The organism is Novosphingobium sp. SG751A, from assembly GCF_013149295.1.
GTDB lineage: Bacteria > Pseudomonadota > Alphaproteobacteria > Sphingomonadales > Sphingomonadaceae > Novosphingobium.
In genome coordinates this window covers 145,350-159,941 of sequence record NZ_JABGCB010000008.1, presented here as the reverse complement: position 1 = coordinate 159,941, position 14,592 = coordinate 145,350, and the positions used below count along the sequence as shown (strand labels likewise).

Annotated in this window: 11 protein-coding genes; 3 read left to right on the top strand and 8 right to left on the bottom strand. The window is 64.7% G+C overall.

All coding sequences use genetic code 11. The features are described 5' to 3' along the window. Positions 1–3 precede the first annotated feature (3 nt). The gene (locus tag FHW96_RS12665; RefSeq protein ID WP_172340937.1) at positions 4–1,119 is read right to left on the bottom strand and encodes an HlyD family secretion protein; all 1,116 of its coding nucleotides are present in this window, start codon (positions 1,117–1,119) and stop codon (positions 4–6) included. A 76-nt stretch (positions 1,120–1,195) separates the two neighbouring features. On the opposite strand from FHW96_RS12665, the gene FHW96_RS12660 reads away from it, so the two are divergent. Genes FHW96_RS12660 through FHW96_RS12650 form a run of 3 tightly spaced genes read left to right on the top strand, consistent with a single transcriptional unit; the run spans position 1,196 to position 4,724 of the window. Then, positions 1,196–2,794: a DHA2 family efflux MFS transporter permease subunit gene (locus FHW96_RS12660; RefSeq protein ID WP_172340936.1), complete on the top strand. Its 1,599-nt coding sequence runs from the start codon at positions 1,196–1,198 to the stop codon at positions 2,792–2,794. Positions 2,795–2,806: 12 nt separating this feature from the next. Continuing rightward, on the top strand, positions 2,807–4,153 hold the full coding sequence (locus FHW96_RS12655; protein ID WP_172340935.1) for an efflux transporter outer membrane subunit: 1,347 nt from the start codon (positions 2,807–2,809) through the stop codon (positions 4,151–4,153). Beyond that, entirely contained in the window at positions 4,146–4,724 is a 579-nt protein-coding gene (locus tag FHW96_RS12650; protein WP_172340934.1) for a TetR/AcrR family transcriptional regulator, read from the top strand. The genes FHW96_RS12655 and FHW96_RS12650 overlap by 8 nt, the downstream gene beginning before the upstream one ends. A gap of 6 nt (positions 4,725–4,730) precedes the next feature. Here the strand turns inward: FHW96_RS12650 and FHW96_RS12645 are convergent, their stop codons facing one another. Genes FHW96_RS12645 through FHW96_RS12615 form a run of 7 tightly spaced genes read right to left on the bottom strand, consistent with a single transcriptional unit; the run spans position 4,731 to position 14,578 of the window. Beyond that, positions 4,731–5,186 (bottom strand): aconitase X swivel domain-containing protein, encoded by a 456-nt coding sequence (locus tag FHW96_RS12645; protein WP_253950917.1) that lies wholly within the window; start codon positions 5,184–5,186, stop codon positions 4,731–4,733. Continuing rightward, positions 5,183–6,472, bottom strand: a complete 1,290-nt coding sequence (locus FHW96_RS12640) for an aconitase X (RefSeq protein WP_371815706.1) — start codon at positions 6,470–6,472, stop codon at positions 5,183–5,185. Before FHW96_RS12640 ends, FHW96_RS12645 begins: the two co-directional genes overlap by 4 nt. A gap of 55 nt (positions 6,473–6,527) precedes the next feature. Continuing rightward, positions 6,528–7,235, bottom strand: a complete 708-nt coding sequence (locus FHW96_RS12635; protein ID WP_172340933.1) for a MarR family winged helix-turn-helix transcriptional regulator — start codon at positions 7,233–7,235, stop codon at positions 6,528–6,530. Positions 7,236–7,242: 7 nt separating this feature from the next. Beyond that, positions 7,243–8,919: a dihydroxy-acid dehydratase gene (locus tag FHW96_RS12630; RefSeq protein WP_172340932.1), complete on the bottom strand. Its 1,677-nt coding sequence runs from the start codon at positions 8,917–8,919 to the stop codon at positions 7,243–7,245. Between the two features lie 11 nt (positions 8,920–8,930). Then, positions 8,931–10,298 carry an MFS transporter gene (locus FHW96_RS12625; protein ID WP_172340931.1) on the bottom strand — a complete coding sequence of 456 codons (1,368 nt, stop codon included), beginning with the start codon at positions 10,296–10,298 and terminating at the stop codon, positions 8,931–8,933. Between the two features lie 39 nt (positions 10,299–10,337). After that, positions 10,338–11,633, bottom strand: a complete 1,296-nt coding sequence (locus FHW96_RS12620; RefSeq protein ID WP_172340930.1) for an FAD-dependent oxidoreductase — start codon at positions 11,631–11,633, stop codon at positions 10,338–10,340. Positions 11,634–11,668: 35 nt separating this feature from the next. Further along, a complete protein-coding gene (locus FHW96_RS12615; RefSeq protein ID WP_172340929.1) occupies positions 11,669–14,578 on the bottom strand; it encodes a TonB-dependent receptor domain-containing protein in 2,910 nt (969 codons plus the stop codon). Positions 14,579–14,592 lie beyond the last annotated feature (14 nt).

Here is a 14,592-nt window from a genome sequence, read left to right as displayed (position 1 = left end):
GGGTCAGTTTGAAACGGCAACAGAAGCGGTAACGGAAAGGCCGGGGCGCAACACCTGTGCGCCCTTCTGTCCGGGATCGATGCGGATGCGCACGGGCACGCGCTGAACGATCTTGGTGAAATTGCCCGTCCCCGGCTCAAAGGGCAGCAAGGCAAAGGTCGAGGCCGACCCGGGCGCGAGACTGTCGACCACGCCGTTTACTGTGCCCCCGCCGAGCGCATCGACATGGACCTGCGCGCGCTGGCCGGGGCGCATATGGCGTGTCTGGGTTTCCTTGAAATTGGCGGTGACATAAAGCGCGTCCATCGGCACCAGCGTCAGCGCGCGCGTTCCCGGCTGGACATAATCGCCCACGCGCAACTGGCGACTGGCCACCACGCCGTCGATGGGAGCGGCCACGGTCGTGTGCCCCAGATCCTGCGCGGCAAGATCCAGCGCGGCGCGCGCCCTCGCCTCACCCGCTTCGGCGCGGGCCAGAGCGGCGACCAGATCGGCGCGGCGGGCCCGTATAACAGCGCTCTGTCGGCGCGCCACGGCAAGATCGGCCTGCGAACGGGCAAGCGCCTGTCCGCCGGCAACCGCGCCGGTGCGATAGGCTTCGGCATCGCGCGCCGCAACCGCCCCTGTGGCCAGCAAAGCCTGATAGCGCGCGGCATCGGCCGAGGCATGATCCGCATTGGCCGATGCCGCGCGAATGACGGTGGCCGCAGCGGCGGTCTGGGCCTGGGCCAGCGCTTCTTCGGCCCCTTGCCGGGCCAGAGCAGCACGGGCAGCCGCAACGGTTCCGCGCGCGTCGGCAAGGTCGGCCTGCGCTGCAGCACGGCGGGCGGCATATTCCTCCGGGTCGATCCGCAGCAACGGCTGCCCCGCACGCACGGGTTGATTTTCGCGCACCAGCACCGCCGCCACGATACCCTTGATGCGCGGCGCCACATTGGTGGCATCAGCCCCCACATAGGCATCGTCTGTGGACTGGCTCGACGGTTCGGACAGGATCCACAGCCCGCCCAGCACCCCCACAGTCAATGCGACACCTGCGGCAAGCGCCGCGCGGGGCACACGGCGCCGGATGGGCGCGGGGGCCTCCTGCAAAGCGGTATCGGCAGTGCGCTGGAGCATCGGAAAAGCCTCTTGTTGAAATGATGACTGTCATATATATGACGATCATCATTTCAACAAGAGGCAAAACGCGACCATGATCTCGCCAGCCGTCACCGCCCTGTCGCAGGACTGGTCCGCCGACCCCACCGCCATGCCCACACGCCGCAAGTTCCTGATTTTCGGGCTGATGGCCTTTGGACAATTCCTTGCCCTGTTCGACATCCAGATCGTGTCTGCGTCCCAGCGCGAAGTTGCCGCGGGTCTTGCTGCGGGGGCTGATGAGGTAAGCTGGGTGCAGACTGCCTATCTGATGGCCGAGCTGGTGATGATTCCCCTCTCAGGCTTCCTTGCCCGCGCCCTGTCGACCCGCTGGCTCTTTGTAGCCTCCTGCGCCATGTTCACACTCTCGAGCCTGTTGTGCGGCCTGTCTTGGTCGATCGGCTCCATGGTGGCCTTTCGCGCGCTTCAGGGCTTTACCGGAGGCGCGATGGTGCCGCTGGTGTTTGCGGTGGGCTTCACCCTCTTTTCGGGCAAGCAGCGCGCGCTGATCCCCGCAATCCTTGGCACGGTCAGCGTGCTGGCTCCGGCGCTGGGGCCTTCGGCGGGGGGCTATATCACCGATGCGCTCAACTGGCGGTGGCTGTTCTTTGTCAATGTCCTGCCTGGGCTGGTGATCGCCATCCTTTGCACGCTGCTGCTGCGCATCGACCGGGCAGAGCCTGCGCTGCTCAGGCGGATCGACTGGGCGCATCTGGTGGCCATGGCGGTGTTTCTGGCTGGTCTTGAATATGTGCTGGAGGAAGGGCCGCGTCATGACTGGCTGGGCGATCAGACCATCGCGCTGGCGGCATGGGCCTCGGCGGTGGGCTTTGTGCTGTTTATCGAACGGGCCTTCTTTTCGGCACTGCCGGTGGTTTCGCTGCGTCCTTTTCGGCGCCCGACCTTTGCCTTTGCCTCGGTATTCAATCTGGTGATCGGCTTTGGCATGTATGCCTCGATCTCGCTGATTCCGGTCTATCTGGCACAGGTGCGCGGCTATAATGCGCTTCAAATCGGCCAGACGATCTTTGTCGTGGGCGTGGCGCAACTGGGTTCGACCGCCATCGCCGCCGCGTTGTCGCAGCGGGTGGACATGCGTTACATGATCACCGTGGGCCTCTCGCTCTTTGCCGCCAGCCTGTGGCTGACCTCGGGCATGAATGCTCATTGGGGGTTTTGGGAATTGCTGGCGCCCCAGATGCTGCGCGGTTTTGCGCTGATGCTGTGCATCGTGCCTTCGGTCAATATGGCGCTGGCGGGTGTGCCTCCTCAGGATCTGGGGGCGGCCTCGGGCCTGTTCAACCTGATGCGCAATCTGGGCGGGGCCATCGGCATTGCCGTGGTCAACAGTTGGCTTCAGGACAACACCCGTATCGCGGCCGCGCGCCTGTCCGAGGCCATGGGCCACCATGCCCACCCGGTGCTGGATGCCACAGCCCGGCTGACCGGCCACATGGCCGCGACCACCCCCGATCCCGCCAATGCCCTGTTGCAGGCGCAGGCCGCCATGGGCCGCGCGGTCATGCGTGAGGCGCTGGCCATAGGATTTGACGATGTGTTCCGGGTGATGGCCTTCATGTTCATCGCCGCGCTGGCGCTGGTGCCATTTTGCCGCCCGGCCGGCGCGCCTCCCCCACCCGATGTCGCCCATTGAAGGAGAATGACAATGCGATTTATCATCCTTTCGGCGCTGGCGCTGGGCGCGTCATCGCCCGCATTGGCGCAGGAACCGTGGTGGCAGGCCTTTCACGACCCTCTGCTCAACGCCGCCGAGGAACGAGCGCTGGGCGGCAATCTCACGCTGGAGGTCGCCGCAGCGCGGGTGGAACAGGCGCGCGCGCTTGCCCGGCGGGCGGGCGCATCGCTGCTGCCCGCAGTCAGCCTGTCAGCCTCGGCCGAAGAGACCCGCCAGTCGCTGCATTCACCGCTCGGCTCGGCCTCGCGGACCATTGGCCTGCCGCGTGATTATCGGCTCTATCAGGCAGGCGTCGATGCGCAGTGGGAGATTGACCTGTTTGGCGGCCTTTCAGCGGGCAGGCGAGCAGCGGCATCGGGCGCGGCGGCCACACTGGCCGATGAACAGGCTGCGCGGCTCTCGGTGACGGCCGATGTTGCCGATGCCTATCTCCACCTGCGGGCGCTACAGCAAAGGTTGGCTTTGGCACAGGAACAGGCTGATCTGCGCGGGCAACTGGCTTTGCTGGTAAACCAGCGTGCCGGTCAGGGACTGGCCAGCCAGTTCGACGCCAACCGGGCGCAGGCTGCCCATGCCGCCGCGATGGCCGCTATGCCTGCGCTGCGCCAAGCCATCGCGGTCGATCTTGACCGGCTTGGCGTTTTGACAGGCGACCGGGCATGGCCCGAGCGGCTGCGCTCGCCCGCTCCCCTGCCCGCCGGCTTTGCCCCTTCGCCGGAGGCTGATCCTGCCGCCCTGATGCGCCGCCGTCCCGATCTGGCCGCCGCTGAGGCGCGCGCGGCTGGGGCCGAGGCGCGCATCGCCATGGTCAGAGCTGACTATTATCCGCATCTCTCACTAGGCGGACTGGTGGGTGTGGCAACGGTGGGCGGCTTCTCGCTGGCGTCGAGTGATTCGGTGATGGCGGGCGGCGGGGCGGCGCTGCGCTGGCGATTGTTCGATTTCGGCCGACTGGATGCGGAAATGGCCGCCGCGCGCGGAGGCCGCCGCGAGGCTTTGGCTCAATGGCGCCAGACCGCGTTGATGGCAGGCGCCGAGGTGGGCGATGCGGTGGCCGCGCTGGACGAAGGCGCGCACGCAGTTGCGGCGTTGGAGCGCGAGGTCGACCTTCTGACCCGCGCGCGCGATCAGGCGCGCAATGCCTATGCTCTGGGCGCCGTCTCGCTGATCGATCTGCTGGATGCCGACCGCAACCTGCTGGATGCCAGCGACCGGCTGATGCAGTCGCGCGAAACGCTTGCGCGGGCCAGTGTTGCGGCAGTACGGGCGATGGGCGGCGGATTTGAAACCGCACAGGAGGCGACGCATCATGGCTGACAAGAGCAACCACAAGGCCAAAGTGCGAGAGCGCATTCTGGACGAGGCCGCCGCCGCCCTGCGCGCGGCGGGCACCGAGGGGCTGAGCGTCGCGGGCTTGATGAAGCGCGCCGGACTGACTCATGGCGGTTTCTATGCCCATTTCGAAAATCGCGATGATCTGGTGGCCCATGCCATCGGCCGGATGTTTCAGGACAGCGCGGGCATGCTGGCGCGGTTCCTGGGCGAGAAACCCGATCTTGACGGGCTGGTGGACCATTACCTGTCCGAACAGGCCATGCGCCGCCATGATCGCGGATGCCCGCTGCCCTGGCTGGCGGGCGAGGCGCCGCGCATGCCGCATGCCGCCAGAGAGCGATTTCAGCAAGGCATTGGCGCGATGACGGGGGCCATTGCCGCCGCGCTGGAAAAGCAGGGCAAAGACCGCGGCCGCGCCGCCCACCTGGCCTCTTCTGCGGTGGCCGAAATGGTGGGGGCGCTGGCTCTGGCGCGGGCGCTGGGCGATGGAGATCAGGCGTTGGCAACGCTGGCCGCTGCGCGGGCGTCGGTAAAGGATCGCCTCTCGGCCTAAAGGCGTTTACCTGATCGTCCGCCATCCTTCGACGTACCCCTGCGTGGCATCGATGCGCAAAAGGTCGCCGCTGCGGATGACCTCCAGCGGGTCGCGATCGAAATCGGTGAGCGTGGGAACCCGCAGCACGACCGCGCCCAGCGCCGCCTTGGTGGTCATCACATTGAACAGCAGTGCCAGCGGAGCTGTCCCGGCAAGACGCGTCATGTGGAATATGCTCGACCAGCCCGACGAACCCTTGGCGCCGGGGAACACCAGCACCTTGCCTGCGAAACTGACGCCGTTCAATTCGTGCCTGCTTTCGATGATCGTGCCGGTCATCGGGCTGACCCCGCCCCAGCCCGAGATCGTGTCATGCGTGACCAGCGCCTCGCCCTCGACGCAGCCGGGCACGACGCAGCGCCCGTGGATGATGTAATCGGGGGTCTGGCCCCTCACCCGCGCCATGGCTGCCCCGCTCATGCCAGCCTCCCGCGCCATTTGCCGCTGCAGGCCGCATCGATGCAATCGGCGGTCGTGCCATACCAGCCCTCGATCCCCATCATCGCGGGCAGGTAATGCACCTGCTTGGCGCTGTCGAGCGCGGCAACCCGCGTGCCTTTGGGCACGGCCTGAGAGATCGCGGAACAGGTGTCGGTCATCAGCAAAGCCCCCGCCTTGCGCAAGGTTTCAGTATGGCCATTGGCATCGGCCAGCGCCTTGACCGACCGGCTGGTAAAGATCCACAAGGCGCTGTTGCTGTGAACCTTGCGCCCCTCAATCAGGCCCGCGGCATGGGCGATCTGTTCGATGGAGTAATGCGGACAGCCCAGCATCACGTAATCGACATCCTCGCATTGCCCGACGCTGTTGAGCGTTTCATAAATGCTGCGCCGTGCGGCGGCGTCATAGCGGAAGGTCTCGCCCCGCCGCGCGCCACCAAAGGCCGCCTCCACACCGGGGGCCTCAGGCGTAATGCCGACCATGTGATACATTTCCACCCCGCCGGACGAGGCCGCCGCCGCGCCAAAATGCTTGTGTCGGATCAGCGATGGCGCGGCGATGGCGCCCTCGATCACGGGAATCGTGTCCTGCACCGCATCGCCCACGAAATAGCCCAGCATGCCCCATTCAAACACATCATCGACCGGCACGGCAACATCCACGCTGTGCTGCCCCTTGCGATATTCGTCGCGGTGAAAACCCCAGTTGGGGATGCGCCGCGCCAGCATGGCCGCGCTGGTGGATTCGCGCCCTTCGCAATTTGTCCGCCCGCCGATCACCGAATTGCAGAAAATCACAGCGCTCGATTCCATCCACGCACAATGTTCACCCATCACCGGCACATTGCCCGCCAGATAGGGCGTACAAGTCTTGAGCAACTGGATGCCATGCTCGGCCACCTGCTGCTCATCGGAACGGAAATTGTCGAAGGCGGCCTCGCTCATCCCCTGTTCGCGCCACAGCATCGGGTCCATGCCCCCTTGCAGATGGCAACTGAAGGCGTTCATGCGCGGAATATCGACCACCTCATCGGCATCAAGGTCAAAGCGCGAAAAGACCGCGCGATAATCGCCGCCATCGGCCGCGTAATATTGCTTGATCCATGGCGGGGCCGAACCGGGCACGCCCGCCACATTATTGGTCTCGACAAAATCCTCCGCGCCCAGCGCGTCGGCGTAACGGATCAGCAATTCCATCGCCTTCCGCACCGCCGCGCCTTCTTCGCCCGCCAGCATGGCTTCTTCCCGGCCTGTCAGTTTTACCACAGCGCATCCTCCTGTAATTTCTATAGTATCGCGCCGGAGGCCGGATCGCCCGCCCCTAACGCATCTGGCCCAGCCGTTTGAGGATCTGGCTCAACACCTCATAGGTCACGGCCAGCCTCTCGGGATCGATGTCCTCCAGTATTTCACCGCGCAGATCATTGGTGATCGCCATGATCTCCTTGATCGCCAGCCTGCCCGCAGGGGTGATGCGGTTGACCGTCACGCGGCGGTCCTGCGCGCTCTGTTCGCGGTCGATCAACCCGTCGCGCGCCAGTGAATCGAGCATCCGCACCATCGTCGGCCCCTCGACATTAATCATACGGGCCAGCTCGCTCTGGGTCAGATCGGCGCCGGAATAGGCGACATGAAACAGCGTCTCCCACCGCGCCATTGTCTGGTTGAGCGGCTTGATCCGCTCATTGGCCACCTTGCGCCACAGCCGCGCGGCCACCACCAGCGAGCGGGTGATGCGGAAATGCCGGTCGCTCGACTGATCGCCGCTCGACCGGCGATAATTCATCAGGTGCCGGTCCGCATCATCAGGCGAAAAGTTGGTGAGGCGCACCGGCTTGGGCGGGGCGATCTTGGGCGGGGCCGCCTTGGGGCCGCGTTTTCGCGCGCTGCGCCCGCTCTGCACCTCCTCGCCCTTGTGCTGATCCGCGTGGTTCCCGTCGCCGTTCTGCTCGTCTGTCATGTCCCGATCCATGCCCGAGGCCGGATCGGAAGTATAGCGGGCAAGCCGCGCGGGAGGGGGCTTCGCCATCGCCGCCTCAATCCAGATCGATCAGCACGGCGCCGGTCGACATCGGCTGAACATCGCGGCGATAGACCCCCAGCCAGCCCGAGGCGGGCACGGCAAAGGCATTGCCCGGCCCCGAACGGCGGGCCAGTTCCTCAGCCGGGATCATCACATCCATCCGCCGCGCCGCCACGTCGATCTCGATGTGGTCTCCGTCGCGCAGCCGCCCGATGGGGCCGCCCACTGCCGCCTCGGGCGCAACTTCGGCAATGGTCAGCCCTTTCAGGCACAGGCCGGACAATTGCCCGTCGGTGACAAAGGCCACATCCTTGGCCAGCCCCGCCGCATCAATCGCAAACAGCACCAGCGAAGCGCCGCCACCCATCGCCGGACCGCCCTTCAGGCCCTGTCCGCGCAGGACCAGCACGTCGCCCTTGCGCAATTGCCCCTCGGCAATGGCCTGCATCGCGCTGGCCGTATCCTCGAACACGCGAGCCTTGCCCGTAAACGCCTCAGGTCGCGAACCATCGCGGATGCCCAGTTTCACCACCGCGCTTTCGGGCGCCAGTGATCCCTTCAGGATAGCGATGGAAGGCCCCTGCGAAATAGGCTTGTCGAGCGGGCGGATGATCTCTGCATTCTCCACCCCGGCATCGCCCAGATCCTCGCCCATCGTCCGGCCCGAGGCGACCAGCACATCGCGGTCGAGCAGGCTTTCAAGCTGTTTGAGCATCGCGCGCGCGCCGCCTGCATCCTCGAACCCCTCAATCCGCACCGGGCCATTGGGGCGCACGGCGGACAGGACCGGCACCTTGCGGCCCATCTCCTCCCAGATCGCGAAGAGGTCGGTGTCCATCCCGCCCTCGACGGCGGTGGCCTGAAGATGCTTGATCGCATTGATCGAGCCGGACACCGCCAACACCATCGCCGCCGCATTGCGAAAGGCGCCCGGCGTCATGATCCGGCGCGGGGTCAGCCCTTCATGCACCATATCGACGATGCGCGCACCCGCCGCGCGGGCCGCCTCGAACATCTTGCCGCTGTTGGCGCGCACCGGGGCCGATCCGGCGATGCACATGCCCAGCGCCTCGACCACGCAATGCATGGTGTTGGCCGTGGCCATCCCGGCGCAGACGCCGGGGCCGCGAATGGCCTGTTTGGCCACTTCTTCAATCGGATGTTTGCCCGGCTTGCCCAGCTTCTCGCTGACCCCGCCTGAAAACAGATCCTCGATATCGACCGGATCGCCGTCAATCTCGCCCGAGGCCTGATAGCCGCCGATGACCAGCAGGGTGGGAATATCCAGCCGCATCGCCGCCATCAGATGGCCCGGCGGCGTCTTGTCGCAACTGGTCAGGCATACCATGCCGTCAAGCATCGCGGCCTCGACCTGCGCCTCGATATCATTGGTCACCAGATCGCGCGCGGCCAGAATATAGCTGCCCTGTCGCCCCGCGCCGGTGATGAAATCGGATGGTGCGGTGGTGCGCACCTCAAAAGGCACGCCGCCCGCCGCGCGGATCGCCTCTTTCACCACCCGCGCCACGCCGTCGAGATGCGCAAAACACACGGCCAGTTCGGACGAGGAATTGACCACCGCGATCTTGGGCTTGAGCAGATCCTCCTCGCTCAGCCCCAGCGCAAGCCAATGCGCGCGGCGGACGGGAGAATTGGCGGCAAGGCTGCGCAGGGGAGCGGGATGGGACATGGGATGACCTTTCACGAAGCGGGAACAGGAAGGGGGGCATGAGCGCCATCGCCGCGCCGCCGCACCGTGGCGGCAATGCCCAGCGCGCAAAGCGCCAGCACGATGGGGCAGATGGCCAGAATGGCGAAGCTCTTGACGATGGGCAGGCCCGAGCTGAGCACCCAACCGCCGATCAGCGGCCCGGCGATCCCGCCGATCTTGGCTATGGAGGTGGCCCAGCCCGCCCCGTTGGCGCGGATCGCTGTGGCGTAATAAATGCCCGCGATGGACAGGATGCCGAAATGCGCGCCGCCCACCAGGCTGGTCGAAAGGACCGAAAGGATCAAAAATGTGTCGCGCCCCACCGGCGCCAAACCGATCAGCAGCAGCGCGGGCGCAGCAAGGGCCGGAAAGAAGGCCACCGCCAGCGCGCCCTTACGGTCTGTATAGCGCATCAGCGCCAGCCCCAGCACCGCGCCCAGCATCCCCGAAAAGGAGGAGACATAGGCCGCCGTGGCGCGCGGGAAATGCAGGTCCTCATAGACGATCGGGCCCCAGTTGGCCTTGAAATAGACCGCCAGCGTGCTGGCAATATAGCCGAGCCAGAGCAGCGGGGTGATCCAGCGCAGATCGCCTTCGAACAATTGCGGCAGGGTGAAATGGCGCGGTGACTTCGCCTCGTCGCCCAGTACGAAACGGTCGTCCGGGCGGGCATCGAGCGAGGGATCGAGGCGATTGAGCGTGGCGGTCAGACGCTGCGGATTACCCCCGCGCGCCACCAGAAAGCGCACCGATTCAGGCAGCCATGCAAACAGTCCCGCCGCAATCACCAGCGTGGCCGCGCCGCCGCAAAGAAACACCGCCCGCCAGCCGAAACCGGGCGCCAGCCAGACCGTGACCGGCCCCGCCATGGCTGTGCCCAGACTGTAGCCCATCATGATAACCGTCACGACCGTGGCGCGCAGCCGCGAGGGCACATATTCGATGTTAAGCGCCCATGCGAGCGGCAGCATCCCGCCAATCGCGCAGCCATCGAGAAAGCGCAGCAGCAGCAGCGCCTCATAGCTGTGCGCCATCGCCGTTGCCGCCGTCAGCAGGCCAAAACCCGTGGCCGCCAGCGTGATCGTCAGCCGACGGCCATAGCGGTCGCCGATATAGGCCAGCACAAAGCCGCCCACCATCATGCCCAACAGGCCCGAGGAAAACACATTGCCCAGCATCGGCTTGGACAGGCCCAGTTCGTCGCGCATATAGGGCGCGGTAAAGCTGATCATCATCATGTCGAACCCGTCGAAAACGGTGATCAGCCATGACAGGACGATCAGCCGGTAATTGAACGGGCCAAGGCCGCGCCGGTCAATTATCCGGGCAACGTCGATGGTTCTGGGTGCCTCTCTCACGGGTGTTCCTCTCGTGGTGGGGGTCGGCCTTTGCGGCGCTTATCCCTCTAGGTTTGCGGCGATTTTCCTGCGCAATTGCCCCATGTCAATCTGATGCACGCTGCCCGATCCGGCCAGTGTCAACGCATGGGCGGCCGCGGCCCCCATCGCCATGCATGGCCCCATCACTCGCACCGAGGACAGAGCTGCGGAATCGGCATCGATGCACCGCCCCACCGCCAGCAGATTATCCGCCCCCGCCACCGTCAGCGAACCGAGCGGGATGGTGTGAATGTGATCGTCGGAAAAGACCTCCCAGACATAGCCCTCGCGGTTATGATGCTGTTCAAGCGGCCATGAGCAGCGCGCGATGGCATCGTCGAACTGAACCGCCTCGCGCACCTCCTGCGTGGTCAGGTGATGCGTGCCTACGATCCAGCGGGTCTGGCGCACACCGGGCAGGCCATAGGTACGCACCCGCGCCTTGCCGAAGGCTTCGGGGAATTCATGGCGCAGGAAAACCAGCGTGCGGTCGGCCTGCTCCTTGCCGTCGATCTGCTTTTCGGCGGCCTCGAACGGGTCGAGCGGGGTTTCGATATGCGTCATGTTGACCATGGCGATGTCGGTGCCGGGGAAAGTCGCGGCAAAGCCGTCGCGCCGCATCATGCCGTAATGCTCGCCGCGCTCGGCAATGCGCTTGGCCATCGTGTCCCAATCGGGCTTGTGCGCATCGTCGATCCCCTCGACAATCAGCATTTGCGAGCCATAGATCTGCCCATTGCCATGCACGCGGCAATCGAACCCGGCCTGCCATGTCAGCGCCGCATCGCCGGAAGCGTCGATGAAGCCGTTGGCGGTGATGCGCACATCGCCATGGCGCGTGGCCACATCAATCGACCGCACGCGCCGCCCGTCCAGATTGACCTTGCGGATGATCGCTCCGGTCAATGGACGAACGCCCGCGTCCAGCACCGTCTTTTCCACCCAGCGGCCCAGCGCAACCTCATTATACATGACCACCTTCATCACCCCGCCCTGAATGATGTGGGCGTTGCCGTCCCGCGTCAGTTCGGTGATGATTTCATCGGCTATGCCATGGGTGAGCTGGCGCCCGTTCAGCCCCGGCGTATAGAGGCCGCAGAACATGCCGATGATCGAATTGACCGCCTGACCGCCCAGCGAGGGCAGGCCATCGACCAGAATGACCCGGTTGCCCGCGCGTGCCGCCTCAATCGCGGCCGAAACGCCCGATGCGCCCGAACCGACGACACAGATGTCGCATTCCTGTTCGATGACGGGGGGCGCGTCGCGGCGCGAGACAATACGGGTTTCCGGGTCAAAGGGGCGATCAAGCATGAGCAATATCCGTTGATGAAAGGAAGAAAAAAGGATCAGAAACTGGCCCGCACACCGGCCTTGAAATACTGGCCGACGGGGTTGAACAGGATGTTGTTGCCCGAACCGTTGGCACCGGGAAAATTGGGCGGATCGACATCGAAAACATTGTCGACGCCGACATAGAAGTCGAACTTGCGCCCTTCCCCGCCATGCACCTTGAAGGTGGCCATCAGGTCGACATAGGTGCGCGAGGGCACGCTGTTGGTGTTCGAACTGGTAGCCGAGGTGATCGAATAGCCGCTCTGATCGGGGCCGACGAAGGCGGAATTGTAGAAGCCCGCGTTGATCCAGCGCAGATGGGTGGAAAAGCTCATCCGCTCGCCCAGATCGAGAGTGAGCATACCATCAAGCGTCCAGTCGGGAATGCCCGGCGGCGTCCCCGCGCGCAGCCCCGTCTGGCCTGCGCGTTCGGTCGGGCCAATGGCGTCGACGGTGATCAGGTTGATCACATTGCTGGCCAGCAGGCGCGCGCTCAGCGCGTTGTCGCGGCCCAATGGTTGGCGATAGGAAGCCTCGATATCAATCCCGCGCACGATCAGCCTGTTCACATTCTGCTGCGTGTCGGTGATATTGGTGATGATGCCCGAACTGTCGCGCGTCACCAGCGAGCAGCTGAGCGGATCGCCCTGATAGCAGCGGGTGACGATGTTCTGCTGGCCCAGCGTGCTGATCGCATCCTTGATCTGGATATTGTAATAATCGACCGAGGCGCGGAACCGGCGTGCAAAGCCGGTCTTGGGTTGCAGCACCATGCCCACAGTGAACGTATCGGCCTTTTCAGGCTGAAGTCCGGGGTTCGATCCCGAGGTAATCGGCGCCACGGTCTGTATGCCGCCGCGCGCCGGGTCGGTCAGGATGCCCTGACTTTGCGTGGTGGGGCCAAAGAGTTCGGATACATTGGGCGCGCGAATGTCGCGCGATTTGGTGATTCGAAAACGGATGAAATCGACCGGCGCCCAGACGCCCCCCACTTTCCATGTCGTCACGCCCAGCGAGCTGGAAGCGAAGAAATCGCTCGAACGGTTATACTGCGTGCGGCGGATCGCCCCGTTAAAGCTCAACTCGCTGATGAAGGGCAGATCGCGCAGGACCGGCGCCTCCATCTCGCCATAGCCTTCGAGCACCCCGATCCGGCCCGAAATGAGCGAACCGCCGCCGGTGAAAAACTGATTGGTCTGCGAGAGAGCGTCGGTGCTGCCCTTCACGCTGTCATGGCGATATTCCGCGCCAAAGGCCACACCCAGCGGCCCGCCCGGCAATGAGAACAGCGAGCCGGTGATATTGGCCGCCACGACATGTTCGGTGGTGACGTTAGTCTGATAGCCATTGGCGGTGACATAGGCCTTGGCCGCGGCAAAATTGGGCCCGTTGGCATAGCCAAAGGGATTGAGCGCCACGCAGGCCGGATCGTCATTGGCGGTGCCGGCATCGGCATTGACGCGGCAGGTGGGCGCGCCGTTCACCGAAACCGCGTCGATGGCCTTGAGCAGCCGCGCAGTGACCGTGCCCCCGGTCAGATCGCTGCGGAAACTGTTGCGCCCGAACTGGTAATAGGCATCCGCCTTCCATCCGCCGCCGAGTTGATAGGATGCCTGAAGCACCGAGCGGATGACATCGTTGCGCACGCGCAATTGTCCCGGCCCGATATCGTCAAACCCCTTGCCCAGCGTAAAGCTGGTCAACCCGCTGTTGGCAAGGACCGTGGGAATATCCAGCGTGGGATCGCTGGATCGCGGCAGGAACGGATTGTCCGAACGGATCGTCAGCGCCGTATTGCGATAGGCGACCGCCCGGTGATAGCCCTCGCCATGGCCGTAATTGGCGGTCCATTCAATTTTCAGCGCCGGAGTCACATCCCAGTTCAGATGCGCCATCGCATTATAGCGCGTGGTGGGCGAAACGATGGGGAAGTCGAAATAGACGTTCTGGCCCGGCCCGTCGCTTTCGCCGCCCACCTGATAGAGCGAATTGGCCATCGAGCCGAACTGGAACCGGCGCGGCGTGCCATCGCGGTTGAACGTGATGCCGTCGATGGGGCGCAAAGTCGGCAGCAGATTGCCGGTATAGGCCGAGGACGGCGGCGTGGTGACGCCATTATACGAGGCCGTCCATGGGTGGACATTGGAGAGGATATTATTGGCGGGCATGTTTGAAATGCCCGGATTGCGACCCCAGTTGATCAACCCATTGGAGCACCAGTCGCGCACCCGGCACGCCTCGACGCCGCTGTTCTTCTCATATTCGCCGCCGATGACCAGATGGGCATTGCCGCCAAGATTCCAGCCGCCCGCGCCGCCGATCTGGGTGGTGCGGTTGTCGCCATATTTGGAAATCCCGGCCTGCATATTCATGCGATAACCGGTCAGCTTCTTGTCGATCAGCAGATTGACCACACCCGAAACCGCATCCGACCCATAGACTGCCGACGCGCCGCCCGTGACCACTTCGGCCCTTTGCAGCAGGATCGAAGGGATCATGTTGGTATCGACCGTCGCCTGCGTGGTGGAGGGCACGAAACGCTTGCCATCGACCAGCGTGAGCGTGCGCACCGAGCCAAGCCCGCGCAGGTCCAGAATGCGCCCGCCAATATAGCCCGCCGCCGCCGACAGGCCGGTTGAAGCGGGTGTCTGGGTCGACCGAAAGGCGGGCAGTTCGTTGAGCGCATCGCCAATATTGGCCGCACCTCGTTCCGCCATACGCTGGGTGTTCAGCACCGAGACCGGCGTTGGCGCGTCAAAGCCGGTGGCGATGCGCGAACCGGTGACGACGATGGGTTGGGCGGGTTCTGCGGCCTGTGGCGGGTTGGCCGCCGCTTGTTGCGCATAGGCCGCGTTCGACGCGCAGGCTAAAGCTAAAACCGATACGATCCTGCCATAAGGCAGGCCGCCTTTCGCCTTCCTCATACCTCTTCCTTTAT